This window comes from Herbaspirillum sp. 1173 (genome assembly GCF_031455335.1).
Taxonomy (GTDB): domain Bacteria; phylum Pseudomonadota; class Gammaproteobacteria; order Burkholderiales; family Burkholderiaceae_D; genus Herbaspirillum; species Herbaspirillum huttiense.
Window position 1 is genome coordinate 328,593 of sequence record NZ_JAVDSP010000003.1, and the last position, 25,901, is coordinate 354,493.

The 25,901-nt window shown below is 62.9% G+C and carries 19 protein-coding genes; 10 read left to right on the top strand and 9 right to left on the bottom strand.

Features of this window, described 5'->3' with window-relative positions; genetic code table 11:
* Positions 1-155 precede the first annotated feature (155 nt).
* The 3 genes from J2X56_RS13355 to J2X56_RS13365 are packed head-to-tail and all read left to right on the top strand — an operon-like array spanning position 156 to position 1,761.
* The gene (locus J2X56_RS13355; protein WP_121038315.1) at positions 156-569 is read left to right on the top strand and encodes a PAAR domain-containing protein; all 414 of its coding nucleotides are present in this window, start codon (positions 156-158) and stop codon (positions 567-569) included.
* On the top strand, positions 566-1,117 hold the full coding sequence (locus J2X56_RS13360; RefSeq protein WP_310160607.1) for a PAAR domain-containing protein: 552 nt from the start codon (positions 566-568) through the stop codon (positions 1,115-1,117). The genes J2X56_RS13355 and J2X56_RS13360 overlap by 4 nt, the downstream gene beginning before the upstream one ends.
* A complete protein-coding gene (locus J2X56_RS13365) occupies positions 1,114-1,761 on the top strand; it encodes a type VI secretion system amidase effector protein Tae4 (RefSeq protein ID WP_121038309.1) in 648 nt (215 codons plus the stop codon). Before J2X56_RS13360 ends, J2X56_RS13365 begins: the two co-directional genes overlap by 4 nt.
* A 1,015-nt stretch (positions 1,762-2,776) precedes the next feature.
* Here J2X56_RS13365 and aroG read toward each other — a convergent pair.
* From aroG to J2X56_RS13385, 4 genes are all read right to left on the bottom strand, one after another.
* Positions 2,777-3,850 carry a 3-deoxy-7-phosphoheptulonate synthase AroG gene (gene aroG, locus J2X56_RS13370; protein ID WP_310160608.1) on the bottom strand — a complete coding sequence of 358 codons (1,074 nt, stop codon included), beginning with the start codon at positions 3,848-3,850 and terminating at the stop codon, positions 2,777-2,779.
* 551 nt (positions 3,851-4,401) lie between these two features.
* Positions 4,402-5,862, bottom strand: a complete 1,461-nt coding sequence (gene tldD / locus J2X56_RS13375; protein ID WP_134134763.1) for a metalloprotease TldD — start codon at positions 5,860-5,862, stop codon at positions 4,402-4,404.
* A gap of 25 nt (positions 5,863-5,887) precedes the next feature.
* Positions 5,888-6,694: a carbon-nitrogen hydrolase family protein gene (locus J2X56_RS13380; RefSeq protein ID WP_121038301.1), complete on the bottom strand. Its 807-nt coding sequence runs from the start codon at positions 6,692-6,694 to the stop codon at positions 5,888-5,890.
* 96 nt (positions 6,695-6,790) lie between these two features.
* Positions 6,791-11,095 carry a YhdP family protein gene (locus J2X56_RS13385; RefSeq protein ID WP_310160609.1) on the bottom strand — a complete coding sequence of 1,435 codons (4,305 nt, stop codon included), beginning with the start codon at positions 11,093-11,095 and terminating at the stop codon, positions 6,791-6,793.
* Between the two features lie 311 nt (positions 11,096-11,406).
* Between J2X56_RS13385 and glnE the strand changes: the two genes are divergently transcribed.
* Positions 11,407-14,121, top strand: a complete 2,715-nt coding sequence (gene glnE / locus J2X56_RS13390) for a bifunctional [glutamate--ammonia ligase]-adenylyl-L-tyrosine phosphorylase/[glutamate--ammonia-ligase] adenylyltransferase (protein WP_121038295.1) — start codon at positions 11,407-11,409, stop codon at positions 14,119-14,121.
* A gap of 90 nt (positions 14,122-14,211) precedes the next feature.
* On the opposite strand, the gene J2X56_RS13395 is transcribed toward glnE, so the two are convergent.
* The 5 genes from J2X56_RS13395 to tkt all read right to left on the bottom strand — a co-directional run bounded on the left by J2X56_RS13395 (position 14,212) and on the right by tkt (position 19,652).
* A complete protein-coding gene (locus tag J2X56_RS13395; protein ID WP_310160610.1) occupies positions 14,212-14,940 on the bottom strand; it encodes a class I SAM-dependent methyltransferase in 729 nt (242 codons plus the stop codon).
* Positions 14,941-15,119: 179 nt separating this feature from the next.
* Positions 15,120-15,635 (bottom strand): hypothetical protein, encoded by a 516-nt coding sequence (locus J2X56_RS13400; RefSeq protein ID WP_034329726.1) that lies wholly within the window; start codon positions 15,633-15,635, stop codon positions 15,120-15,122.
* Between the two features lie 226 nt (positions 15,636-15,861).
* The gene (gap, locus tag J2X56_RS13405; RefSeq protein WP_034329725.1) at positions 15,862-16,875 is read right to left on the bottom strand and encodes a type I glyceraldehyde-3-phosphate dehydrogenase; all 1,014 of its coding nucleotides are present in this window, start codon (positions 16,873-16,875) and stop codon (positions 15,862-15,864) included.
* A gap of 192 nt (positions 16,876-17,067) precedes the next feature.
* Positions 17,068-17,595 (bottom strand): GNAT family N-acetyltransferase, encoded by a 528-nt coding sequence (locus tag J2X56_RS13410; RefSeq protein WP_310160611.1) that lies wholly within the window; start codon positions 17,593-17,595, stop codon positions 17,068-17,070.
* Between the two features lie 14 nt (positions 17,596-17,609).
* A complete protein-coding gene (gene tkt / locus J2X56_RS13415) occupies positions 17,610-19,652 on the bottom strand; it encodes a transketolase (RefSeq protein ID WP_310160666.1) in 2,043 nt (680 codons plus the stop codon).
* 161 nt (positions 19,653-19,813) lie between these two features.
* Between tkt and J2X56_RS13420 the strand changes: the two genes are divergently transcribed.
* The 6 genes from J2X56_RS13420 (at position 19,814) to J2X56_RS13445 (ending at position 25,800) form a co-directional block, all read left to right on the top strand.
* Positions 19,814-20,539 carry a 16S rRNA (uracil(1498)-N(3))-methyltransferase gene (locus J2X56_RS13420; RefSeq protein ID WP_034329720.1) on the top strand — a complete coding sequence of 242 codons (726 nt, stop codon included), beginning with the start codon at positions 19,814-19,816 and terminating at the stop codon, positions 20,537-20,539.
* A gap of 76 nt (positions 20,540-20,615) precedes the next feature.
* Positions 20,616-20,897, top strand: coding sequence for a helix-turn-helix domain-containing protein (locus J2X56_RS13425; RefSeq protein ID WP_121038283.1), 282 nt, complete (start codon positions 20,616-20,618; stop codon positions 20,895-20,897).
* A gap of 327 nt (positions 20,898-21,224) precedes the next feature.
* Entirely contained in the window at positions 21,225-23,054 is a 1,830-nt protein-coding gene (gene atzF / locus J2X56_RS13430; RefSeq protein ID WP_121038280.1) for an allophanate hydrolase, read from the top strand.
* Between the two features lie 22 nt (positions 23,055-23,076).
* On the top strand, positions 23,077-24,090 hold the full coding sequence (locus tag J2X56_RS13435; RefSeq protein ID WP_121038277.1) for an ABC transporter substrate-binding protein: 1,014 nt from the start codon (positions 23,077-23,079) through the stop codon (positions 24,088-24,090).
* 7 nt (positions 24,091-24,097) lie between these two features.
* Complete coding sequence (locus J2X56_RS13440) at positions 24,098-24,946, top strand: ABC transporter permease (protein ID WP_204725137.1); 849 nt, start codon at positions 24,098-24,100, stop codon at positions 24,944-24,946.
* Positions 24,943-25,800 (top strand): ABC transporter ATP-binding protein, encoded by an 858-nt coding sequence (locus tag J2X56_RS13445; protein WP_121038271.1) that lies wholly within the window; start codon positions 24,943-24,945, stop codon positions 25,798-25,800. Before J2X56_RS13440 ends, J2X56_RS13445 begins: the two co-directional genes overlap by 4 nt.
* Positions 25,801-25,901: the final 101 nt, after the last annotated feature.

Here is a 25,901-nt window from a genome sequence, read left to right on the forward strand (position 1 = left end):
CGATGGTATTCGAGTAAACGCAGCTGGTTGCTTGAGGGCAAGCGGGTTTCCGCGCTACCAAATCTACACTCCTTCCACCCAAAAATATCGGCGTCTCTTGAAGTGAGCGCTGATGGGCTGTTTGGGCAAGCGGCCAACTGACGGAAGGAGCAAAGATGGAACACAAGGAATTTGACGGACAACGCCTGGCGAACGATTTTCTTGCCGGCATCGACAAACGACCCATCAAGGGCAGCCACGCGCTGGCGACGCTGGGTTCGGCCACGCGGCTTGGCGGGGAAGTCGCTACGGCAAGCAGTAGCATGCACATCAAGGGACACCGCATCGCCTGCGTCGGTGACATCGTGCGATATCAGGACGGGACGGAGAGCAGGATCATCTCAGGTGCCGGTGCAGCTTTAACCTGCAAAGGCCATCCGATGGCCATGGTCGGCAGCACGACCGACAATGGGGACACGATCACCAGCAGTCTGCAAAGCGCGGCACAAATTCGGGAATACGCCGACGATGCCGGCATACCGGGGCTGCTGCAAGCTGGCTACCAGGCGCCGATGGGGGACGCCGCATGAAGATCATCGGCTGGATTCGCTATGGCGATAAAGCTGCCTGCGGCGGGACGGTGATTGAGGGTGACCAGACTTGCCGCAGCCATGGGCGGGCTTATGCCTTTCAGGGGGCTCGGGTGGCTTGCCGAAAGTACTGCATCATTGCTGATGGTTTTCCGCGCTCTACGCTCACCAATGGACGGGCTCAGGTGATTCATGGGATGAAGACCAGTGCTGGATGCCCGTTGCACTCTACGCTCAACGATATCGACGGGGTAGGCAATGCAAGCGGTGAAGCTATCGCCGAAAAGCACTTTCTCAACGCTGAGGGCGTTTGGATGCCTATCAAAGAGCCGGAGCAATACGAAGCCCCCTACGATGAACAACCCCAGCTTATTGCGCAGGCCATTGAAGGCGTACCCTGGACCGTCCAGACGATGGACGGGCGTACATTCTCTGGCCGGGCCGAGCCCGACGGCCAGCTACCGCGCATTGATACCTATGGGGAAGATGAATACATCGTTTATTGGGGAGACGAGGCTCTCATCAAGATGGAAGAGGCGCAAACATGAGCAAGATACTAGTGCAACAAGCCAAGGTGCGGACGAACACCATCAAGGACTCAGTGTGCAAAATTGATGTTCCTGCCGTTAAATTCTCCGACCTGTGGGACAACTACGTGAGTGGCGCTCCCTTCAAGCCGGGGCCTGACGATAAAGGGGACTACGACAACCAGTGCGCCTTGCGCGTCAGCGCCACATTTCACAAAGTGGGCATTCAAATGCGTTCCTTCTCGCAGAAGACAGTCAAGCCGATGCCAGGTGCCAAAGCGTTGGGGCGTGTCATGATGGATGGCAAGCCGGCAGCAGTGCGGGCTTATGAACTTGCCGAATGGCTCAAGTTGCAACCGTTCTGCGGTTTGCCCAAGCAACCCGAAGACGTCACAGGAAAAGATTGGGAATCGAAGGTGAAAGGGCGTACGGGGATCATCATGTTTCACGCGTATTGGACGCATGAAGGGCAAAGTACCAGCAATGCAAGCGGCGGACATATTGATCTGTGGAACGGGAAGCGGATGACAATTGCTGGGACGGAGAGCTTCCTCGCCATGCTTGGTCGCGGAATTGGCATTTCAAGCGCTCATATCCCCGGCACCTCCTATGGCTATTCGGATCTGAGCAAGGCAAGACTAATCCTGTTCTGGGAAGTCCAATGAAACGTCTTGGCTTGTCATTAACTTTCTTCATCGCTGGACTTCTGACAACGTGGGCGGCGCTATTCGCGGGTAGCCACTTGCCTGAATATATGAAGTTCAATCTGTCGCCACCTGCCTCGGGTAGCTGCCACGAAATAGACCTATGCTCGGTTCCATGGTGGATATCAGCGCTGTTGATCACTTATTTGCTTGCACCATCACTTATTTTCGCGGTGACTGGATGGTTCAGCGCGCGTGCTTGTATTTCGATATCTAGAAGGTTGGTCAGGCTTCTGGCTCTAATGTCGATGACTGGCTTGTTCTATATCGCAAGCTACGTCATCGGTCGCTGACTGACGTCATGGAGAGCAGGCTATCTTCAAGAACGGCCGACTGGTTCGGCTGACATTACAGAGAATGTGAAACATTCGCACGATTCACACTGGGCATCCATCGGCCTTGGCCTCACCTTTACTCTGACCTCAGAGAGTCAAGGCTCATACTCTTCTTTGAGGTGAAGTGATTGTGAAAAAGACTCTTCTGTTCTGCGTCGGACTTCTGATCGGATACTTTTTCGACTTGATCCCTTCGCTATTTGAAATCCTAGCCTACACCAATGTCTGTATCGAATCATGCCCTGGCGTACTACGTGGGATTTCACTTGCAATCTATGCCGCGATGCCACTTCTTTGGGGAGTCAGTCTGCCGGTCACCGTTGGAAAACCTCATGCATCCAGTATCTTGATTTGCTTGTCGCTTGCATCGGCTTTCCTCATGCTGACATTAACGTGGTTTCTCTACACTCATCAGCACCCGCAATAATTTCGACACAAAAGATAATTGGCAGGCTTCCGACGCTCATATTGATGACCGCGTTGCTGTATCTCGCCCGCTATGTTGTCGGCAATTGATCGGATAGGGTCATGAACAAAGGATGCCGGGCCGAAAACAACAAAGCCCTGGCTCCCACCAAGGCTTTGTTCACTACCTCACGCCAGCAATCACCGGCGCATCAATCTCTCTTCAACAACACCCCTCAAGCCGCGTCCCGCTCATCCCCCACCAAACGGCGCTGCTTGACCGAATCCGCCAGGCCCTGCAGCACTTGCAGGCTTTCTTCCCAGTTGATGCAGCCATCGGTGACGGACTGGCCATAGGTCAGTTCCTTGCCCGGCACCAGATCCTGGCGGCCGGCGACCAGGTGGGATTCCACCATCACGCCGACGATGCGGGTGTCGCCCGCGGCCACCTGACGGCCGATGTCGGCGCAGACCGGAATCTGGTTTTCCGGCTTCTTGGAGCTGTTGGCGTGCGACGCGTCGATCATCAGGCGCGCTGCCAGGCCGCTCTTGGCGATGTCCTGGCAAGCCGCTTCCACGCTGGGCGCATCATAGTTGGGCTGCTTGCCGCCGCGCAGGATGATGTGGCAGTCCTCGTTGCCGGCAGTGGAGACGATGGCCGAGTGGCCGCCCTTGGTCACCGACAGGAAATGGTGCGGCTGCGACGCGGCCTTGATGGCATCCACGGCGATCTTGACGTTGCCGTCGGTACCGTTCTTGAAGCCCACCGGGCAGGAGAGGCCCGAGGCCAGCTCGCGGTGCACCTGCGACTCGGTGGTACGGGCACCGATGGCACCCCAGCTGATCAGGTCAGCGATGTATTGCGGGCTGATCACGTCCAGGAATTCGGTACCAGCCGGCAGGCCCAGGTCGTTGATGTTCAGCAGCAGTTCACGGGCCGCGCGCAAGCCGTCGTTGATGCGGAAGCTGTTGTCCATGTACGGGTCATTGATCAAACCCTTCCAGCCCACCGTGGTGCGCGGCTTCTCGAAGTAGACGCGCATGACGATTTCCAGCTCGTTCTTGTGACGCTCGCGCTCCACCACCAGGCGGCGCGCATATTCCATGGCGGCCTTGGTGTCGTGGATGGAGCAGGGGCCGATGACGACCATCAGGCGGTCGTCCTTGCCGTGCAGGATGCGATGCAGCGCAGTGCGGGCTTCAGCGGTAGTGCGCTCGACCTTTTCGGTGCAGGCGAATTCGCGGATGAGATGCGAGGGGGGGACCAGTTCTTTCATTTCTCGGATGCGAAGATCGTCAGTGCGCGGCATTTTTTTCTCCTGGTGTACTGCAATGATTCAGCTGGAATATTGACCAAAAAAAAACCGCCATCACTGGCGGTTTTTTAGGAAATCGGTTTTGTCTTTTTACGAACGCTTACCGCTTTTCACCGCCGTGGGGCTGGAATAGCTAAAGTAAAAATAAAAGTAAGCGCGGGCGAAAGACATGTCTGGCGTCATGGGTTAAGTGAAGCAGGCGTTCATAGTGCTACAAATCAGGGGCTTTGGCAAGCAACAAGACGAAATCGATATGCTGCGCTGCAAATGCATATTTAATTCAATATATATATATTTATTGAGTATTTATTGCTTAAATAGCCAATAAGCGTCGCCAAAACACAATAAAAAATCTGGCCTCGCGCAAGCCTTGCCCGCCCCCCATCGTCTTGCCAACTGTGGCTTTCCTGCAAAAAAAGTGAATATTTGATCTGGCCACGTCGTTTTCCCCTGCCACCGGAAGTCATATTCCCGGCGCATAAATGAAAAAACCGCCGGTGAATGACACCGGCGGTTTTCACAAGAAACGATGCAGGGATGAAGGATCAGGCAGTTCCGCCCACGGTCACGCCATCCAGACGCAAGGTAGGCTGCCCCACCCCGACCGGCACGCTCTGGCCTTCCTTGCCGCACACGCCGACACCCGAATCCAGGCGCATGTCATTGCCGATCATGGAAACGCGGTTGAGCACATCCGGGCCATTGCCGATCAAGGTCGCGCCCTTGACCGGATAGGTGATCTTGCCATCCTCGATCATGTAGGCCTCGCTGGCCGAGAAGACGAACTTGCCATTGGTGATATCCACCTGGCCACCGCCGAAGTTGACGGCATACAGGCCATTCTTGACCGAGGCCAGGATCTCGCCCGGATCCTTGTCACCGCCCAGCATGTAGGTATTGGTCATGCGCGGCATGGGCAAGTGGGCGAAGGATTCGCGGCGGGCATTGCCGGTGACGTCCATCTTCATCAGGCGGGCATTCATGGTGTCCTGGATGTAGCCCTTCAGGATGCCGTCTTCGATCAGCGTGGTGCACTGGGTCGGATTGCCTTCGTCGTCGATGTTGAGCGATCCACGGCGATCGGCGATGGTGCCGTCATCGACCACGGTCACGCCCTTGGCGGCGACGCGTTCCCCGATGCGGCCGGAGAAAGTGGACGAGCCCTTGCGGTTGAAGTCGCCTTCCAGCCCATGACCAATGGCTTCGTGCAGCAGGATGCCGGGCCAGCCGGGGCCAAGCACCACGGTCATGGGACCGGCCGGGGCCGGGCGCGCATCCAGGTTCACCAGCGCGGTGGCCACCGCTTCGGAAGCATACTTCTCCAGCAGGGTGTCGGAGAAATAGCCGTAGTCATATCGTCCGCCGCCACCGCTGCTGCCCATCTCGCGACGGCCATTCTGTTCGGCGATCACCGTCACCGACACCCGCACCAGCGGACGGATATCTGCAGCCAGCACGCCATCGGCGCGCGCCACCAGCACCACGTCGTATTCGCCGGAGAGGCTGGCCATGACCTGCTTGACGCGCGGATCCTTGGCGCGGGCGATGCGTTCGATGCGTTCCAGCAGCTGCACCTTGGCCGTGGCGTCCAGCGAGGTCAGCGGATCATGCGGCAGGTACAGCGCGCGGCCGCCGGCCGGCGTCATGGCACCGGCCACCTTGATCTTGCCGCTGCCCTGGCGGGCGATGGTGCGGGTGGCGGCGGCGGCATCCAGCAGCGCCGATTCGGAAATCTCGTCCGAATAGGAGAACGCGGTCTTGTCGCCCGACACGGCGCGCACGCCCACCCCCTGGTCGATGGAAAAGCTGCCGGTCTTGACGATGCCCTCTTCCAGGCTCCAGCCCTCGCTCTTGGTGAACTGGAAGTAAAGGTCGGCGTAGTCCACCTTGTGCGTGAACATGCTGCCCAAGGCCTTGAGCAGCTTGGATTCGTCCAGGCCGAAGGGAGTCAGCAGCACGTCGCGTGCCACTTGCAGGGCGCCCATGTTGGGTTCAAATAATTTCATAGCGTCTTGTCGGAAGGCAAAAAGGTCAAAGCTTGCGATGGCGTAGCGCCGGCAAGCTTTCTCGAACGTATTGTAGACGATGGGGATCAATGTCGCCGATCACAAGCCCCTCTCCCTCAGGAAGCACCGAGACGATCTCGCCCCAGGGATCAACCAGCATGCTGTGGCCCCAGGTACGGCGGCCATTGACGTGCTGCCCGCCCTGCGCCGAGGCCAGTACGTAGCACTGGTTCTCGACGGCACGCGCGCGCAGCAGCAGCTCCCAGTGCGCGCGGCCGGTGGTATAGGTGAAGGCGGCAGGCATCACGATCAGGGCGCACTCGCCCATGGCGCGATACAGCTCCGGGAAGCGCAGGTCATAGCACACCGACAAGCCGACCCGCCCGAAGGGTGCCTCGAAGCTGCGCACTTCGCTGCCGTATTCGATGGTGCGGGCTTCGTCGTAGTTTTCTTCACCCCGCACGAAATTGAACAAGTGGATCTTGTCGTAACGCGCCACCCGCTGGCCATCGGGTCCATAGACCAGTGAAGTATTGAGCACCTTGCCGTAAACCGCCGACTGCAGCGGCAGTGTGCCGCCCACCAGCCACAGCCGGTGCTCGCGCGCCAGGGCGCTCATGCATTCCTGCATGGGACCGCTGCCATCGGCTTCGGCATGGGCCAGCTTGTCGCGCTCGTGCAGGCCCATGATGGGCCAGTATTCCGGCAGCAGCGCCAGTTGCGCGCCCTGCTGCGCTGCCTGCGCCACCAGGCGGCTGGCCGCATCGAAGTTCTGCAATGGCTCGGGAGTGGAGACCATCTGGATCGCCGCCACCTTGAAGGAATCGCTCATGTCTGCCTCTTGCCAGCGTGGTGAGTGAAGAAAGAATGCCGCCAGTATCGCCCATCCGCGCCAGCCGCGCAGGCCAGGCCGGGGACGGAACCAGGATCAGGCACCGGAATTGATGGCCGGTCCCGGCGCGGGTGCGCCGCGCCGCTGCGCCGGTGCCGGCAAAGGGGGCGGCATCAGGTCATTGTCAGGCTTGCCATCCTCCTTGCCGCCCTTGCCCTTCTGCAGCACCTCGCGGGCACGTTCTGCATCCACCGGCGAGACCTGCCCCTGCTTGACCACGATGGGGTCGCTCCAGGGACCTGTCACCTTGTATTCGAAGCTGAGCGACTTCATCACCGGATTGCGCAGGAACAGCTGCGCCAGCAAGGTACTCACCCCCACCACCGGATTGACCGCCATCGCCACCACCGAGGCAGTACCCAGGTTGATCTCGGGGATCACCACCACATGCAGGTCCTGGGTCTCGCGGGCGATGTCGGCCGAGCCGCTCATCAGCACCGAGGCCGTCACGCCGGCCATCTTGAGATTGTCCGTGCTGGCGATGCCCTTGGCGATGCTGGCGGTTCCCGCCACGGTGTCGAAGGCAAAACCTTCCGAGAACACGTCGCGGAAGTCCAGGGTCAGCCGGCGCGGCAAGGCCTGCAGGTTGAGCACGCCCAGCAGCTTGGCAGCCCCCGGATCCACCTTCAGGAACTGTCCCGAATGCACGTCCATGTGCACCTGCCCGGCCAGCGTTGCCATGTCCATCGCATAGGGCGGGGCCTTCCAGCTGAGATCGCCGTCAAGCTTGCCGCGCCCGCCGCGGATGGTGCCGGGATAACCGAAGCGTTCCAGCAGCTTGCCTGCATCCTCGATATCCAGCGCATAGGTGAAGTTGGAGGTGTGATTGCTGCCGAAGGTGAGCCAGTTGCCGGCTGCCCGGAACTGCGCGTCGGGATTGGCCAGCAGCAGGCGGCTGATGCGCCATTCGCGGCCGACCGAGGTCAGGATGTTGCTGGCATCGAGTTCCAGCCGGCCCAGCTTCTTGCCGCCCAGTTCGAACTGCTCGGCGCGGATGTCCAGCGCGGGCATCTGCAGGTTGTCGTCGGTCTTGTCGGCACTGGCGGGCTGGGCCGCGTCGGCCGTCGGGCTGGACTTGGGAATGACCAGCGAGGACAGCCGTGCCGTGACCTTGCCGGCCCCGCTTGCACTGCCGGGTTCGTCCCAGGTCACGGTACCGGCGGCTTGCTGGGACTCCAGATTGATCTGCCAGGCATTGCGGCGATGCGCCGCTTCCAGGATCAGCTTGTTGAGCTTCTTGCCCATCAGGTTCAGTTCGCCGACGCGGGCCGAGACGCTGTCCGGCTCCAGGTATTGCGTGACATCGCTGTTGCCCAGGCGATTGCCTGCGGCTGCGCCGTTGCCAGCGGCCGCCGCGTCCTTGCCCGCCAGGTCCTTCTTCAGAGCCAGCCAGGCGTCGGCATCCAGGCTGTCGGTGGCCAAAGCCAGCTTCAGACCGGAGGCCGGAGTCGGTGCCGGCTGGTTCCAGCCGATGCCGCCGCTGGTGACGCGCCACTCATTGCCCTTGGCGGCGACGCGCTCGCGCACATAGCGCGACGCCACGTTCGAGCCCAGCGACACACGCATTTCCTCGCGTTCGATCAGCGGATCGGACGAGGCCAGCGGCAGCAGGTCGAAGCGCATCGGCAGGGAGTCCTGCACGCCCTTGCGCAGGGGCACCGGCAGGTCCACGCCGAGACCGGCCAGGCTGGACTCGACCGTGACTTCCGGCTGATGCTGCCGCACCAGCACCGTGGCGCTGTAGCGGGTGCCGCCCGAGAAGCGCGCCAGCAGGCGCTGCAGCGAAGGCTCGGGGTATTGCTTGCGCAGGTTCTCGATGTTGATGGCACCATCCAGACGCACCTGGCTGCTGCCATCCTTCTGGGTGCCGCCGCTGATGGCCAGGGTATCGCCCAGGAACTGGCCGCGCACGCCATTGAGCGTGAAGCCGCGCTCGTTGAACTCGACCTTGCCGCTGGTGCGATAGATGGGCGGCAGTTCCGGCAGCAGGTCGACGTCATTGTTGGCGAAGTTGAAGGCCCCCTGTGCGCGGGTATCGATGGCATGGTGCAGCGGCATCTGGAACTTCAGGTCCAGACGCGCCTCGCCGGTGGCGGTGCTGTGTTCCATGACGTTGCCGGTCCAGCGCGCTACCGGGCTCTGGTTGACGTATTGCAGGAAGACCGGCATGGGGCCATTGGCAACGCCATCGATTTCCAGCACGGCATCATGCGAATCGACATCCGCCACCCGCGCCGTCGCCGGTCCCAGCCGCGCGCCCAGGGTACGGGCGCTGTCAGCCTTGATCTCCAGCCGCGTGCGATCGACGCTGATGCGCCCCCGGCCCTCCTCCAGCAGCGGCCACTCGGGCTCCTTGCCATCCCGCCCAACGTGGCCGGGGGTGTAGTTCAGCTTCAGCCCCTCGAACTCGCCTGCCAGCTGGAATACGCCCTTGGGCTGCTCGCCCGGCTTGCTGGTGTGGAAAGGGAAATCGGCCAGCGCCCCCTTGAGCTTGAACTGCACCTCCTTCAGATTGCCGGCCAACAAGCCCTCGGTGAGCCAGCGATGCAGCGGTTCGCTCATGTGTTGCGGCAGGTAACGGCGAATCGCCTTCACATCGAAGCTGGTCAGCTCGCCATGCAGGTCGACGCTGCCGGCCGAGCGGCCCTGCAGCGGCAGCAGGTGCTGCCCGCTGAGGCTGCCGGCCACGCCGGGCTGGGCGAACTGCATCTGGTCCAGATCCACCTGCAGGGTCTGGTCCTTCAGGTATTGCCAGCGCGCCTGCAGCTTGAGGCTGTCAAAGGGCAGGCTGGATTCGCGGAACAGATCAGTCGGCAGCTCGAATGCCAGTTGCTGCGCATCGACCTTGACCGAACCACCCTTCTCGCTGGCATCGATCTCGCCGGAGAGGTTGCTGAAACCGGGGAAGGCCGCCCACTGTGCGCGGGCTTGCTGGGCAGCATTCTTGCGCGGCTCGACATGGGCCGGCAAGCCCTTCAGCCCCAGGCCCTTGAAGCGGCCATTGACGCGGTAGGAACTCAGCTCGGGATAAGTGCCCTGCCACTGCACGGTGAAATCATGCAGCTCTCCGCGCGGGGCCAGGTCGTCCAGCAGCTTGCGCTGGGACGGCGCCAGCGGCAGGCGGGTGGCCAGCTGCGACAGCGTCTGCAGGTTCAGATAGGTGGCCTTGACGCTGGTGCGCTCGGCCTTCAGGGGCGTGGCCGGTTCATAGCTCTCGGCAATCGAGGTCGGCGGCAGCACGAAGCCGTCCGGGGTCTCGATGGAAAAATCGGTCAGGGTCACCTGATGGCCGTTGGCACCGAAGGTCGGTACGCCGTCCTCAGCATTGGGGCCCAGGGTTTCACTGGCGGAGATGCGTCCATTGACGCGTTTCAAGGACAGCGGCTCCAGCTGGCGCGACAGGCGAGCATTGAAATCGGTGAGACCGAGGTCGGCGGTGAAGTTCGCGACCTTGGCGTGATCCAGCGTCAGCCAGGCGCGCACCGAGCCGCGGCCGCTGTTGATGGCGATCGGATAATCGAACCAGGCGCGCCAGACCGACAGCTCGGTATTGCGCAGATCGGCATAGAGCAAGCCCTTCCAGCGCGCGATGTCGGAACTGCGCGCAAAGGCCGGATGGCTGAAATCGGCCCGTACATCCAGGGGAGCCGCCATGTCCTGCGGCGGAATGGCGCGCAGCGAGAGCCGATGGCGCAGCCAGCGGTTGTGCAGCACCAGGTTGACGTCTTCCAGCACCAGCTCGGGTGCCTGGCGCAATTCGTCATCCCAGCGCAGCTTGCTGTGACGGATCACGATTTCGCGCTGCGACAGCAGCCAGTCCAGGTTGCTGCCATCGCCCCCGGCCGGCACCGGGATCCCCGCCACATACAGCTTGCCGGCTGCATCGCGGCGGATGGCCAGGTCGGCCCCTTCGATACTGAGGTTTTCCAGACGCAGCGACGCCACCAGGACGCTGCTCCAGGACAGCGTGGTCGATACGCGCGGCAGGCTCAGGGCGGCTTCGCCCTGCTGGTCGTGGACGGTGAGATTGGTCAGCGAGAGCTGGGGCCGCAATCCGCTCCAGGAAGCATCAATGGTCTCGATGCTGACCGCACGGCCGAGCTGGTGCGAGATCAGGGCTTCAATGCGGGGCTTGTAGTGGCCCACCTCGGGCAGCACCGCATAGCGCAGCACCAGAAACAGCGCGCAAAAGACGAAGTAGGCGGCCAGCAGCAGCTTGAGGGTGAAACCCAGGACATGGTGGGTAGCCCGGTTCAGGCGCCGATAGCTGCCCCGTGCAAATCGCCAGCACAGCGCCCAACGGCCAGGCTTCGGTGCGGCGTTATGTTGTTCTTGGGACATCAGGTTGCAAGGCGGCTCGGCAGAAAAATGGAATCGGGCAGGCAGCATGATCGCATGGAAAACCAGCCCATGCCATCTTGGCAAAGGGGCTATGAGGGGCAAAAACGGCGATAAGTTTAAAAAGGGAGGCTAGAATCGCCGGATTCGCTCCTTTTTACGTCCATCGTCAGTCCGCAGTCAGCTGGCATGCCGGGGAACCTGCCCCGGCCTCCGCCTTGCCTGCATTGTCGGCATCGGCGGGACGGGCCTGAAGCCGGGGGAGCAGCGGTTTTCTTCCTTTTACACCTTGTCGCGGAGCTTTGCGGTCTCTTATGCCTGTTCATCATCCTTCCCTGGTCGACGCCTCCACTTCCCGCTACTACACCCGCTGGACCCAGGCTGATCCGGCCCGCCCGGCCCTGGTGGCCGAGGCCGCCCGCCAGCCCATGGACCGCGAGGCCATGCAGCAGCGCCTGGCGCGCGACCTGGAAGCCGGCCTGAGTCTGCCGGCCGCCATGCGGCGTCTGCGCAACCTGATCATCTGCAGCCTCATCACGCGTGACCTGGATGGCCGCGCCGACCTGGCCGAAGTGGTGGCCACCATGACCGGTTTTGCCGATTTCGCCGTGCAGACCCACCTGGCGGCCCTGATGCAGGAACAGACCGCCCTCCATGGCACCCCGTTGGGTGAAGAATCAGGACGCCCGCAGGAAATGATCGTGCTGGGCATGGGCAAGCTGGGCGGGGGTGAACTGAACGTTTCTTCCGATATCGACCTCATCTTCGTCTACCCGGAAGATGGCGATACGCAAGCCGGGCCCGGCCAGAAATCGCTCTCCAACCATGAATTCTTCGTCCGCCTGGGCAAGAAGCTGATCGGTGCGCTGGCCGAAATCACTGAAGATGGCTTCACCTTCCGCGTCGACATGGCGCTGCGTCCCAACGGCAACTCCGGGCCGCTGGTGGCCAGCTTCAACATGGTCGAGGAATACCTGGTACGCCAGGGCCGCGAATGGGAGCGCTACGCCTGGACCAAAGCCCGGGCGCTGACCGGCACCGAGGAAGACATCGCCACTCTGGAAGCAATCAGCCGGCCTTTCATTTTCCGCCGCTACCTGGACTTCGGCTCCATCGATGCGCTGCGCTCCATGCACGGCCAGATCCGCGCCGAGGTCAAGCGCCAGGAAGCCCTCCACCCCGACCGCAGCAACAACGTCAAGCTGGGCCGGGGCGGCATCCGCGAAATCGAATTTACCAGCCAGGTGTTCCAGCTGATCCGTGGCGGACGCGATGCCGAGCTGCGCGACCGCTCCACCCGCGCCACCCTGCGCACGCTGGCGGCCAAGGAACTGCTGGCTCCTGACGTGGTGGAGCAGTTGCTGGACGCCTACACCTTCCTGCGCGACCTGGAGCATCGTCTGCAATACCTGGAAGATGCGCAGACCCACACCCTCCCCGTCAATCCCGACGACCTGCTGCTGGTGGCCAACATGATGGGCTACGCCGACAGCGCCGCACTGCTGCAGGCGCTGGAACACCAGCGTGCCATCGTGGCCGCGCAGTTCGATGCCATCTTCGCCGACAAGCAATCCGAAGGCGAAAGCGATGGGCCCACGGTGGCGGTGAGCGAGAACGACAATCTCGAAGGCCTCACCGACGCCCTGCGCCTGGTCGGCTTCCCCGAGGAGGACATCGAGAACGGTGCGCGCCGCCTGCACCTGACCTGGCAGTCGCCGCGCATGCAAAGCCTGCCCGAGGCCAGCCGCAACCGGCTCAATACCGTCATCAACAATGGACTGCCGCTGCTGGCCGCGCTGCATTACGACCAGTTGCCGGCGCTGGGCCGCCTGCTCGACTTCCTCGAAGCGATCGCCCGCCGTGCCGCCTATCTGGCCCTGCTCACCGAATATCCCTACGCCCTGCAGCGCCTGGTGCGCATGATCGGTGCCAGCGGCTGGGCCGCCACCTACCTGACGCGCCACCCGCTGCTGCTGGACGAATTGCTGGACGACCGCAACCTCAAGGCCGCCTCCGACTGGAATGCCTTCGCCGACACCTGCCGTCGCCAGCTGGCCACGGCCGAGGGCGATACCGAACGCCAGCTCGACATCCTGCGCGAGCTGCATCACGCCGAACTGTTCCGCCTGCTGGCGCAGGATCTGGAAGGGGATCTGTCAGTGGAAAAGCTGGCCGATGAACTTTCGGCCCTGGCCGACGTATTGGTGCAGGTCACTCTCGAAGCGATCTGGCAGACCATCACCCAGCGCCATGTCGAGGTACCGCGCTTTGCCGTGATCGCCTACGGCAAGCTGGGCGGCAAGGAGCTGGGCTATGCCTCGGACCTGGACGTGGTCTTCCTCTACGACGACGAGGACCAGGAGGCCCCGGGCCTGTACGCCAAGCTGGCGCAGCGCTTCATCACCTGGATGACCAGCCACACCCCGGCCGGCACCCTGTTCGATATCGACATCGCCCTGCGTCCGGATGGCGCCAGCGGATTGCTGGTATCACCGGTCTCCTCCTTCGAGAAGTACCAGCTCAATGCGGCATGGATCTGGGAACATCAGGCCCTGACCCGGGCGCGCTTCTGTGCGGGCGATCCCGCCATCGGCGAGCGTTTCGAGGCACTGCGTGAGCGTGTACTGCGCCAGCCGCGCGATGTGAACAAACTGGAAGAGGAAGTGCTGTCGATGCGCCGCCGCATGCGCGATGCCCATCCCAATCGCAGCATGATGTTCGATCTGAAGCACGATGAAGGCGGCATGATCGACATCGAGTTCATGGTGCAATACCTGGTGCTGCGCCATGCCTGCGACCACCCGCAGCTGACCGGCGACATCGGCAACATCGCCCTGCTCAAGCTGGCCGGCCAGCTCGGGCTGATTGATGCGCTGCTGGCGGCGGAAGCGGCCAATGCCTACCGCCTGTTCCGCAAGCTGCAGCACCAGATCCGCCTGCAGGGTTCCGAACGCGCCCACATCGATGCGATCCGGGTGGAACATGAACGGGCTTGCGTGATCCGGCTGTGGCAGCAGGTCTTCGGCTGATTCAATGTCCGGCGGGATGAAGAAAAAAACGAGAGTTGCCTCTCGTTTTTTCATTTCCCTTCATCTGCACCGGATCGTGCGTGAAACCCTTTAATTCATGGGTTTGACGGCCACCAGATTGATCAGCGTTTCTTCCCGCTCCGCCTTGGGCTTGATGCCGAAGACGCGTTCCAGTATCCCCAGGTCTTCCCGGCTCCACCACAGGTACGGATAGGAAATCGACTCCGGCGCGACCTCGAAGCCGGCGCTGCGCACCAGGGCCAGGTACTCGCCGGCGGTCTTCTGGACCTCCATCGGATGGCGGAACAACAAGCGGATGATCCACGAATGAATGTAGCGCCTGGTCGACTCGGCAAAGAGCAGGATGCCGCCCGGTTTGAGGACGCGGTAGAACTCGCGGATGGCCTCTTCCTGATCGATCAGGTGATGGAAGGTCTGGTGGCAGAACAGCAGGTCCACGCTATTGTCTTCCAGCCGCATGCGCGAGCTGGAGCACTGGATGAACTCGGCGCGCAGGCCCTCGGCCTCGGTCTCGGCACGTGCGGCGGCGATCATGTTGGGATCGATGTCCATGCCGATCAGGCGCTGCGGGGCAAAGCGCTGGTGCAGCTTCTTGAGCGAGCGCCCCCAGCCACAGCCGACGTCGGCGACCACCGCATAGCTGCTGCGCCGCTTGGGAATGAGGCGCTCCAGATCTTGCAGGGCGCGTTCCAGCACGTGCAGGGTCCAGGTCGGTGTACGCAGGAACCAGAGGCCGAAGGCGGTCTCCGGAACGTGCTCCGGCATGGCCGGAGGCAAGGGCTGTGAATGTGAGTTCATGTCGTTGTGCTTGTTGTTCTGGCCGGATGCGCGGGCAGAGGCGGCTGGCATCCGGGTCGCCGGCGGTTCCCCCTGCCGGCTGATGGAAAAATGCCCCGCCGGCAAGCGCCTGCGGGGCATCAGATGTTACCGGCTGGCAAGCAGGACTGCAACTGTCCCGGGCCAGTGTTCATGCGAGATCAATATTTGGGCGGCGTTTTCTCTTCGCGGCTGGCACGGCGGTCGCTGCCACTGTCGCGCGAGGACGAGGAGCTTTCGCGGTCACGCGAACGCGCGTTGTCGCGATTGGCGTCGCGCTCACGGGCGCGGCTGCGGTCACTGTCCTTGGCGTCCTTGTCCTTGCCGTCCTTGCCATCCTTGGACTTGGCATCATCCTTGGCGGCATCCGCCGCAGGCGCGGGCGGGGTCACGGTCTGGATGCCCTTGGCGGCCATGTATTCGTGCATGTCCTTCCAGCCGGTGAAGATACCGGCCTTCAGGGCGTCGGGGTTGCGCTGGTAGCAGTCTTCCAGGCTCTGGCCGGCCTGGCGGCAGCCGGCGCCCAGGGCGATGCCTTCGGCCTTGGCTTCTTCCGGGGTCTGCTTGGGCTTGGAAAAGCTGCTGATGTAGTCGCACGCGGACAGCGAGAAGCTGACGGCGGAAATCAGGGCCAGGTTGGCCAACAGGCGGCGGGCCTGGGATGAGCTTGCTGACATGCGTTCCCTCATTGGGTCGGTTGCTCTTGTTGTGGACAGGCAATGCGCAAACGGAAAAAAGGCCATTGCAAGCGGTGCCTGCAACAGCCTTTCACTCCTTTTGCAGGCTGATTCGACTATTTTCACCTTGGCAAGCAAGCTTGCATACGAGGAAAAGAAGCCGAAACAGCCCTGAAATTGACGCTCCCGGCCGGGGAACCCCGGCCGGTGCGTCAGAACACGCGTCTTACTTGGCGTTGGCCAGGGCGACGGTGGTGTCCAGCATGCGGTTGGAGAAGCCCCACTCGTTGTCGTACCAGGAAGACACCTTCACCAGGCGGCCGGAGACCTTGGTCAGGGTAGCGTCGAAGTTGGACGATGCCGGGTTGTGGTTGAAGTCCACCGAGACCAGGGGGTCGGTGTTGTAGGTCAGGATGCCCTTCAGGGGACCGTTTTCGGAAGCGGCCTTCAGGATGGCATTGACTTCATCCACGGTGGTGTCGCGCGAAGCCACGAAGGACAGGTCGACGATGGACACGTTGATCGTCGGCACACGGATGGCGTAGCCGTCCAGCTTGCCGTTCAGTTCCGGCAGCACCAGGCCGACGGCGGCGGCAGCGCCGGTCTTGGTCGGGATCATGGACTGGGTGGCCGAACGGGCGCGGCGCAGGTCTTCGTGGTAGACGTCGGTCAGCACCTGGTCGTTGGTGTAGGCGTGGACGGTGGTCATCAGGCCGTTTTCCAGGCCGATCTTGTCGTGCAGCGGCTGCACCAGCGGAGCCAGGCAGTTGGTGGTGCACGATGCGTTGGAGATGACGGTGTCGGAAGCCTTGAGCACGCCGTGGTTCACGCCGAAGACGACGGTCGCATCGACATCCTTGCCGCCCGGAGCGGAGATGATCACCTTCTTGGCACCGCCCTTGATGTGGGCGCTGGCCTTTTCCTTGGTGGTGAAGAAGCCGGTGCATTCCAGCACCACGTCCACACCCAGCTCGCCCCAGGGCAGCTCGGCCGGGTTGCGCTGGGCCAGCACCTTGATGCGGTCGCCGTTGACGACGATGGAATCGCCATCCACGGTCACGGTGCCCGGGAACTTGCCGTGGGCGGTGTCGTACTGGGTCAGGTGGGCATTGGTCTTCGGGTCGCCCAGGTCGTTGATGGCGACGATCTCGATGTCGTGCTTCTTGCCGCCTTCGTAGTGAGCGCGCAGGATATTGCGGCCGATGCGGCCATAACCGTTGATTGCTACGCGAATTGCCATGCTCTTCTCCTCAAGTAGTAAAAATCAATGCAAACCGGTAGTCGGGAAAGCGACCAGGCCGTCAGCTTGCCCCACTTCGGGGCCGCCGATCGGACATGGATCCTTCTTTTCCGGCCTTTTTGTTCAGTTGTTCTTGCCGTCCCTCTTTGCCCTGCTGATCCAGCCGTTCAATCTCGTGCCGCCCTCACCCGCTCAGGAGTGAAGCTTGCGCCAGACGAAACCGATCTCGTCGAGTTCACTGCCATCATCCCAGGTGAACGTTTGTTCATAAAGCCTTTCGGCCCCGAGCGACTCGAAAAATTCCCCGGCGCCTTCGTTCTTGCTCAGCACCCAGGCCATGAGACCTGTCGCACCGGCACCGATGAGGGTGGCCGCCACATTGGCCAGCAGCCGCTTGCCCAGCCCCTTGCGCTGCTCATCGGGCGGCACGCAGATGGCGGTCAGCTCGGCATCGCAGCCGAAACGCGATTCGGCCAGGGTCATGCCCGAAGCGAAGCCGATGATCTCGCCCCCGCTTTCGGCGACGAAGGTGCAGGCCGCGTCCGAGGACGCTTCCAGCACCTGCTCCCACAGCTTGACGCTTTCCTCGGGCTTGAGGTGATCGAGGTAGCTGTCGGGCACCAGGCCGCGATAGGCGGCGCGCCAGGCGTCGATGCGCACGCCGGCGATCGACGCCGCATCGCCCTTCCTGGCGCGGCGGAACAGGACTTCTTCAGTCATGGACACCAGACTGCTCAAGCCAGCACTGCCTTGGCCTTGGCCACCACGTTCTCGACGGTGAAGCCGAAGTGCTTGAACAGCACGCCGGCCGGGGCCGATTCGCCGAAGGTGTCGATCCCGACCACGGCGCCTTCCAGGCCCACGTACTTGTGCCAGAAGGCGGTGACGCCGGCCTCGATGGCCACGCGCGGCACGCCGCGGGTCAGCACGGAGGCCTTGTAGGCCGCATCCTGGCGGTCGAACACGTCGGTCGACGGCATCGACACCACGCGCACGGCGATGCCTTCGGCGGCCAGGGCGTCAGCGGCCTTGGTGGCCAGTTCGATTTCGGAACCGGTGGCCATCAGGATCACCTTGGCATCGGCCGCATCGCGCAGCACGTAGCCGCCACGGGCGATGTCCTTGACCTGGGCGTCGGTGCGCTCCTGGAAGGGCAGGTTCTGGCGCGAGAAGATCAGGGTGCTCGGACCATCGTGGCGCTTGATCGCTTCAGCCCAGGCCACGGCGGTTTCGGTGGTGTCGCACGGACGCCAGTTGTCCAGGTTGGCGATCAGGCGCAGGCTGGAGACGTGTTCCACCGACTGGTGAGTCGGGCCGTCTTCACCCAGGCCGATGGAGTCGTGGGTGAACACGAACAGCGCGCGGGTCTTCATCAGGGCCGCCATGCGCAGGGCATTGCGGCTGTAGTCGGAGAAGGTCAGGAAGGTCGCGCCGAAGGGCAGGTAGCCGCCATGCAGGGCGATGCCGTTCATGATGGCGCTCATGCCGAATTCACGCACACCGTAGTTGATGTGGTTGCCGCGCTGGTCGGCGCGCACGGCCACCGATTCCTTCCAGTTGGTCAGGTTCGAGCCGGTCAGGTCGGCCGAGCCGCCCAGGAATTCCGGCAGCGCCTGCGCGTAAGCCTGGATGGCGTTCTGGCTGGCCTTGCGGGTGGCGATGGTTTCCTTCTTTTCCAGCGTGGAATTGATGTAGGCGGTCACGGTCGATTCGAACGCGGCCGGCAGCTCGCCCTTCAGGCGGCGCAGCAGTTCAGCGGCTTCAGCCGGGTATTGGGCGGCGTAGCTGTCGAAGGTCTGCTTCCAGTTCGCTTCGAAGTCGGCACCGGTGGCCTTGGCATCCCAGGCGGAATAAACATCCGCCGGGATTTCGAACGGAGCGGAAGTCCAGCCCAGCGCTTCGCGCACGGCGGCGATTTCCTTGTCACCCAAGGCGGCGCCGTGGACCTTGTCGGTACCGGCCAGGTTGGGCGAGCCCTTGCCGATGACGGTACGGCAGCAGATCAGGGTCGGCTTGTCGGCCAGCTTGGCCTGGTGGATCGCGGCGCTGACGGCCTCGACGTTGTGGCCGTCCACGGCCGGGATGACGTTCCAGCCGTAGGCTTCGAAGCGCTTCGGGGTGTCGTCCTTGAACCAGCCTTCGACGTGGCCGTCGATGGAGATGCCATTGTCGTCATACAGCACGATCAGCTTGGACAGGTTCAAGACGCCTGCCAGCGAGCAGGCTTCATGCGAGATCCCTTCCATCAGACAGCCGTCGCCGACGAAGGCGTAGGTGTAATGATCGACCACGGCCAGGCCGGGCTTGTTGAATTCGGCGGCCAGCAGCTTTTCAGCCAGCGCCATGCCCACCGCATTGGTGATGCCCTGGCCCAGCGGACCGGTGGTGGTTTCCACGCCCGGGGTGATGTGCACTTCCGGGTGGCCGGCGGTCTTGGAATGCAGTTGGCGGAAGGACTTGATGTCGTCCATCGACAGGTCGTAGCCGGTCAGGTGCAGCAGTGCGTACTGCAGCATCGAGCCGTGGCCGTTGGAGAGCACGAAGCGGTCGCGGTTGGCCCAGTGCGGGTTGGACGGATTGTGGCGATAGTGCTTGGCCCACAGGGCCACTGCGATTTCGGCCATCCCCATCGGCATGCCCGGGTGTCCGGAATTGGCTTTTTGAACTGCGTCCATCGCCAGCGCGCGGATCGCGTTGGCCATCTTGTCGGTGGGGAGAGTGGAAATCATGTCGAGGTCAGAGTTTGCTGTGCTGGGGGGCGCCGCAGGCGCACAAATCGGATGTTCAAGCCAATGCGCCGGCCCGGAAGCCCGGGTAACGGCGCGGGCCCGTATTTTACCAGAGTGCGCCGGGGGGATTAAAATTCGGGACCAGCCCCTGACCGGACTGACAACTTTTTTCATGTCTTTTTGATCTTCTTCCTCCAGGACCCTGCCCCATGCCCCGCTTTTACTTCCCGCACCCCCTCGGCATCGGCTCCGCCCTGGTCCTGCCCGAGCAGATTGCCCATCACATCCAGGTGCTGCGCCTGCAACCGGGCGATACCGTGACCCTGTTCAATGGCGAAGGCGGCGAATACACCGCCAGCCTGAGCACCCTCGAAAAGAAGCGCGTCCACGCCGAAGTGAAGACTTTTTCACCCCGCGAGGCCGAACTGCCCTATGCGCTGACCCTGGCCCAGGCCCTGCCTGAAGGATCGAAGATGGACTGGATCGTCGAGAAAGCCGTGGAACTGGGCGCCACCGCCCTCCAGCCGCTGGCCGCGCAGCGCTGCGTGGTGCGGCTCTCGGGTGACCGGGCCGAGAAGAAGCAGGCGCACTGGCAAGGCATCATCCATGCTGCCGCCGAGCAATGCGGCCGCAATCGCTTGCCGCATCTGGGTGAAGTCACCGACTTCAAGCGCTGGATCGCCCAGAGCGACCTGCATCGCCGCATCCTGCTTTCCCCGCGCGGGACCGAGCCGCTGTCAGGCTGGGCGCGCCACCATCCGCCTCAGGCAGTGACCGTCATGGTCGGGCCTGAAGGCGGCTTCAGCGAGGAGGAAGAAAACCTGGCTTGCGCCCAGGGCGCGCTGATGCTGTCCATGGGCAGCCGGGTGCTGCGCACCGAGACTGCCGGGTTGGCGGCGCTGGCCGCCTTGAATGCGGTGTGGGGAGAGCTTTGAAGAAAGCTTCATACCGCTGATTTCCAGGCAGCTTGGCCGCAAAGCGTTACCGCGATTTGTTGAAGGAGTTAGGGCAATGAGCAAGCAACGATTTTCCAGCATCTGGGATGCCATCGAGGACACTCCGGAAGAAGCTGAAAACATGAAGCTGCGTTCCGTCCTCATGACGGCACTCAAGAACCACCTCACCCGCACGGAAATGAGCCAGGCCCAAGCCGCCAAGCTCTTCGGGGTGACTCAGCCGCGTGTCTCCGACCTGATGCGAGGCAAGATCAGCCTGTTCGGACTCGATGCGCTGGTGAACATGGCCACGGCCGCCGGCCTGCACATTGAAATGCGTGTGATCGAATCTGCCTGAGTATCCCGGGGCTCCTCGCTTGACGAAACGCGCGCAGCCGCCCGGGTCTCAACCTTGTTGCCACGGTGAACATACTTGGCATCGACGATCAACTTGCCTGATTCCCGTGCAGGCCGTCACCACGGACGTCCAAGTTCGGCGCACGCCTCCCCATTTTGTCTCGCTGACAAAACTCTTCATTTCCCCTCGCACAACTTGCCTTACGGCACTTCACCTCGCAAACCCGCGTGGTGAAGCCATTTCCCGTTTTTCAGCCGCGTGACGGAGGAGCTGGCACGCCTCCTGCTTAAAGATATTCAATCTTGTATTCAAGTTTGAATATCCAATATGACCACCTCCCATGCCCTGCAGCAAGCTGCCCCCGAGGCCGCCCCGACCACCATCGCCGCCACCCTGGCGGCTTATCGCGAAGGCCGCAGCACACCCGGCAAGGTGGTGGCCGAACTGCTGTCCCGCATCGAGAGCGCCGGACGCGATGAAGTCTGGATCAGCCGGGTGCCGTCCAAACAACTGAAACAACAAGCCGCAGCGCTGGACCTGATGCTGCAGATCAAGGGCGAAGCCGTGCTGGAGAGCATGCCGCTGTTCGGCATCCCCTTCGCCGTGAAGGACAACATCGACGTGGCCGAGATGTCCACCACCGGGGCTTGTCCCGAATTCGGCCGCCTGGCCAGCGAGAGCGCCACCGTGGTGCAGCGCCTGCAGGCCGCTGGCGCACTGCTGGTGGGCAAGACCAACCTGGACCAGTTCGCCACCGGCCTGGTCGGCGTGCGCTCCCCCTACGGTGCGGTACGCAATGCCATCAAGCCGGACTATGTCTCCGGCGGCTCCAGCTCGGGTTCGGCGGTGGCAGTGGCGCTGGGGCAGGTCATGTTTTCGCTGGGGACCGATACGGCAGGTTCTGGTCGCGTGCCGGCCGCCTTCAATCACCTGGTCGGCCTGAAACCAACCAAGGGCCTCATCAGCGCGCGCGGCCTGGTCCCGGCCTGCCGCACCCTGGATTGCATCTCCATCTTCGCCCACGACGTGGCCGATGCCTGGCGCGTGCTGCACAGCGCTTCCGGTTTCGATGCCGAGGATGGCTATTCGCGCCGCCCCACCATGCTGGGCGTGAAGCGGCGGGGTTATCGCATCGCCATTCCCGAGCAATGTGAATTCTTTGGCGACAGCATCGCCCAGGAAGCCTGGGAACGCAGCCTGGCGCAAATCGCCGCCCTCCCCGGCGTGAGCCTGGCGAAGATCCCCTTCGCCCCCTTCAGCGCGGCCGCGCAGCTGCTCTATCAGGGCCCGTGGGTGGCCGAGCGTCGCGCCGCGCTGGGCGACTTCTTCCTGGAGAACCCGGAAGCCATCCACCCGGTGGTGCGCCAGATCACCGCCCAGGCCGACGACTACGATGCCGTTGACAGCTTCAACGCCCAGTACCGCCTGGCCGACCTGCGCCGCCAGGCCGAAAACCTGCTCGAAGGCAGCGACCTGATGCTGGTGCCGACCACCACCACCTTCCCCACCATCGCCGAAGTCGAGGCCGATCCGGTGGTGCGCAATGCGCAACTGGGCCACTACACCAACTTCGTCAATTTGATGGACATGTCGGCCCTGGCCATCCCCGCCGTGTGGCGGCGCGATGGCCTGCCCGCCGGCGTGACCCTGATCGGCCCGGCCGGTGCCGATCACCTGCTGGCCGAAGCCGGTGCACGCCTGCAGCAGCAACTGGGCGGCGCGGCGCAAGCCGATGCGATTGCGGCCACCCCGCTGCCCTTCAACGAAAGCACCATCAAGGTCTGCGTGGTCGGCGCGCACCTGGCCGGCCAGCCCCTGAACTGGCAATTGCTGGAAGCCGGTGCGCGCCGCGTGGCCGTCACCCGCACCGCCGCCCACTATCGTCTCTACGCCCTGGCGGGTACCACCCCACCCAAGCCTGGCCTGGCCCGCACCGAAGGCGACGGCGCCGCCATCGCAGTGGAAGTGTGGGAAATGCCGCTGCGCCAGTTCGGCGGCTTCGTCGCCGCCATCCCGGCCCCGCTGGGCATCGGCACGGTGGAGCTGGCCGACGGCAGCAGCGTCAAGGGCTTCATCTGCGAGCCGGCCGGCATTGCGGGCGCGACCGACATCACCCACCACGGCGGCTGGGTCAATTACCTCCATTCGCTGAACTGACACCCTCACCACGGAGCTGCTCATGAAAAAGAACAACCCCACCGCTGTCCACGATGCCAACCGCCGCAGCTTCATCGCCAAGGCGGGCGCCGTCGCCGCCACCGCCGCCATCGCGGGTGCCCCGGCCATCCTGCGCGCGCAGACGGTGCCTATCCGCATCGGCTATTGGCCGGTGGCCGCCGGCCTGCCCTTCTACGCCGCCGTGGAAGCGGGTTACTTCAAGCAAGCCGGACTGGAAGTGCAAGCCCTCAAATTCGCCGGAGCCCAGCAGGTGATGGAAGCCATGCTGGCAGGCCGCGCCGATGGTTCGGCCAACGGCACCGGGGCCGGCAACCTGGCCATCGGCGAGATCGCCCAGCCGGGCCTGTTCAAGATCTTTGCCACCAATCCCAGCAACGCCAAATACGTACTCGATGAATTCCTGGTGCCCAAGGACAGCCCAGTCAAATCGATCGCCGACCTCAAGGGCAAGAAGGTCGCCTCCGGCCCCGGCATCCAGAACGTCACCTTGGCCAAGACGGTACTCGAACGCGCCGGTGCTACTGGCGCAACCGTAGTTGAACTGCCCATCGGCCAGCACGTCGCTTCGCTGGCGGCCGGCCAGGTCGATGCCGCCTACACGCTGGAACCGACCGGCACCGTGGGCCGCATGAACAACACCACCCGCGTGCTGGAAGCAGGCGTGATCGCCAAGTACATCCTGGGTGATCCGATGGCTCCCTGGCACGGTGGCGCTGCCGCGCTGACCACCGAATTCATCAAGAAGAATCCGGAACTGGCGCGCAAGTACATCGCCGCCTATGCACGCGGCATTGAGCTCGTGCGCAACAACCCGGACCAGGCTCGCACCTACCTGAAGGGCTATACCGCCATCGAAGGGTCGCTCACCAATGAAGTGCCGCTGGCGGCCTACATGCTCTACAACGAGTTCAAGCCCAGCGACCTGGCCTACTTCCAGAAGTTCTACGACCTGTTCGTCGAGAAGGGCGTGTTCTCGCAACGCATCGTGGTCGACAACCTGATCTACAAGGGCTGAGGCCATCATGAACGAGACCATCGCTCCTGCCGTGACCGTGGCACCCAAGCCCGCCGCCCCGGCGTCCACGGCTGCGCCAGCGCCCAAAGCGCCGCGCAAAGCCCCGGCCCTGGGCCGCCTGCTGCCCATCGTCGGCCCCATCGCGCTGTTCGTGATCTGGGACCTGGTGGTGCGCGCCGGCTGGATCAAGGCCATCCTGCTGCCGCCACCGGAAGCCACGCTCATGGCCATGTTCAAGGGCCTGGCCGGCGGGGCGCTGCTGCTGGATTTCACGGTGACCGTGATCCGCACGCTGGAAGCCTTTGCCATCGCCGCCGTGCTGGGCCTGCCCATCGGCGTTCTGCTGGGCAGCAACGAGCGCGCCTATCGCAGCGTGGAATTCCTGATCGACTTTTTCCGTTCCACGCCCTCCTCCGCGTTGATCCCGCTGTTCCTGCTGATCTTCGGTGTCTCCGACATCAACAAGGTGGCCATCGCAGCTTTCGGTGCCTTCCTGATCGTGCTCTTCAACAGCGCCTATGGCGTGCTCAATGCGCGCAAGCAGCGGGTGATGGCGGCCAAGGTGATGGGCGCTTCGCGCTGGCGCATCTTCTGCGACGTGCTGATCTGGGAAAGCCTGCAAGCCAGCTTCGTCGGCCTGCGCAGCGCGGTCTCGATGGCACTGGTGATCGTGATCGTGGCGGAGATGTTCATCGGCTCCGAAAACGGCCTGGGCCACCGCATCATCGATACCCAGCAGGTCCTGAACGTGCGCGAGATGTATGCCGCCATCCTCTCGGCAGGCGCGCTGGGCTATGCCCTCAACGTGGTCTTCATCGTCATTGAAAAACGCATCGTGCACTGGAGCGGAAGATGAGCGTCGTGATCAGCCCCAAAGTAGACCTGCCCCCGGAAACGCCCTTCGTTCCCGGGCCGCCAGGCACCCACATCACCATTCGCGGCCTGACCAAGTATTTCGCCGGCTGGCCGCTGTATGAAAACTTCGACCTGGATATTCCCAAGCAGCAGATCGTCTCCGTCTTCGGGCCCAATGGCTGCGGCAAGTCCACGCTCATCAACATGATCGCCGGGCTCATCCCTATCGATGCCGGAGAGATCCTGTTCGACGGCAAATCGCTGGCGCAGACCAAGATCGGCTACGTGTTCCAGAACTACCGCGATGCCATGTTCCCGTGGCTGCGCACCATCGACAACATTGCCTATCCCCTCAAGCTGGAAGGCAAGTCCAAGGCCGAGATCAAGCGCCGGGTCGATGAACTGGTGGCGTCCTTCGACGTCAAGTTCGACCTGATGCGCTATCCCTATGAACTCTCGGGCGGCCAGCAGCAGACCGCCTCCATCATGCGTGCCCTTGCGCCGGGGCCGGAAGTACTGTTCCTCGACGAACCTTTCTCGGCGCTGGATTTTGAGATGACACTGTTCATCCGCGAGAAACTGCAGCAAGTCTTTTTGCAGACCGGCACCACCATGGTGCTGGTGTCGCATGACCTGGAAGAAGCGGTCTACCTGGCCGACCAGATCCTGCTGCTGACCAAGCGCCCGACGGCGGTGGCAGACATCTTGCATTACCAGGATCCACGGCCCCGCACGGTAGAGACGCTGTCGCAGCCCGGCTTCATCGCGGCCAAGAAACTGTCCATGGAAATCTTCCAGCGCGAAGTGCGCAAGCCGGCGCGCATGCAGGCGCCCGGTTCGCTGGCGCTGTCCTGATTGCCGTACCGGATTCTGTACAGCCTGAGGTACAGAATCCTGCCCGGAAAGAAGTACCGAATTTGTCTTGCCCCACCCCAACCATCCACGATCACACTGGA

Bases quoted from the DNA above. Each gene is read 5' to 3' on its own strand.
- J2X56_RS13400 (WP_034329726.1), bottom strand. From the start codon at position 15,635: ATGTCAGCAAGCTCATCCCAGGCCCGCCGCCTGTTGGCCAACCTGGCC.
- tldD (WP_134134763.1), bottom strand. From the start codon at position 5,862: ATGAAATTATTTGAACCCAACATGGGCGCCCTGCAAGTGGCACGCGAC.
- J2X56_RS13420 (WP_034329720.1), top strand. From the start codon at position 19,814: ATGCCCCGCTTTTACTTCCCGCACCCCCTCGGCATCGGCTCCGCCCTG.
- gap (WP_034329725.1), bottom strand. From the start codon at position 16,875: ATGGCAATTCGCGTAGCAATCAACGGTTATGGCCGCATCGGCCGCAAT.
- J2X56_RS13425 (WP_121038283.1), top strand. From the start codon at position 20,616: ATGAGCAAGCAACGATTTTCCAGCATCTGGGATGCCATCGAGGACACT.
- J2X56_RS13395 (WP_310160610.1), bottom strand. From the start codon at position 14,940: ATGAACTCACATTCACAGCCCTTGCCTCCGGCCATGCCGGAGCACGTT.
- J2X56_RS13355 (WP_121038315.1), top strand. From the start codon at position 156: ATGGAACACAAGGAATTTGACGGACAACGCCTGGCGAACGATTTTCTT.
- glnE (WP_121038295.1), top strand. From the start codon at position 11,407: ATGCCTGTTCATCATCCTTCCCTGGTCGACGCCTCCACTTCCCGCTAC.
- J2X56_RS13380 (WP_121038301.1), bottom strand. From the start codon at position 6,694: ATGAGCGATTCCTTCAAGGTGGCGGCGATCCAGATGGTCTCCACTCCC.
- J2X56_RS13440 (WP_204725137.1), top strand. From the start codon at position 24,098: ATGAACGAGACCATCGCTCCTGCCGTGACCGTGGCACCCAAGCCCGCC.
- atzF (WP_121038280.1), top strand. From the start codon at position 21,225: ATGACCACCTCCCATGCCCTGCAGCAAGCTGCCCCCGAGGCCGCCCCG.
- J2X56_RS13360 (WP_310160607.1), top strand. From the start codon at position 566: ATGAAGATCATCGGCTGGATTCGCTATGGCGATAAAGCTGCCTGCGGC.
- J2X56_RS13410 (WP_310160611.1), bottom strand. From the start codon at position 17,595: ATGACTGAAGAAGTCCTGTTCCGCCGCGCCAGGAAGGGCGATGCGGCG.
- aroG (WP_310160608.1), bottom strand. From the start codon at position 3,850: ATGCCGCGCACTGACGATCTTCGCATCCGAGAAATGAAAGAACTGGTC.
- J2X56_RS13445 (WP_121038271.1), top strand. From the start codon at position 24,943: ATGAGCGTCGTGATCAGCCCCAAAGTAGACCTGCCCCCGGAAACGCCC.
- J2X56_RS13365 (WP_121038309.1), top strand. From the start codon at position 1,114: ATGAGCAAGATACTAGTGCAACAAGCCAAGGTGCGGACGAACACCATC.
- J2X56_RS13435 (WP_121038277.1), top strand. From the start codon at position 23,077: ATGAAAAAGAACAACCCCACCGCTGTCCACGATGCCAACCGCCGCAGC.
- J2X56_RS13385 (WP_310160609.1), bottom strand. From the start codon at position 11,095: ATGTCCCAAGAACAACATAACGCCGCACCGAAGCCTGGCCGTTGGGCG.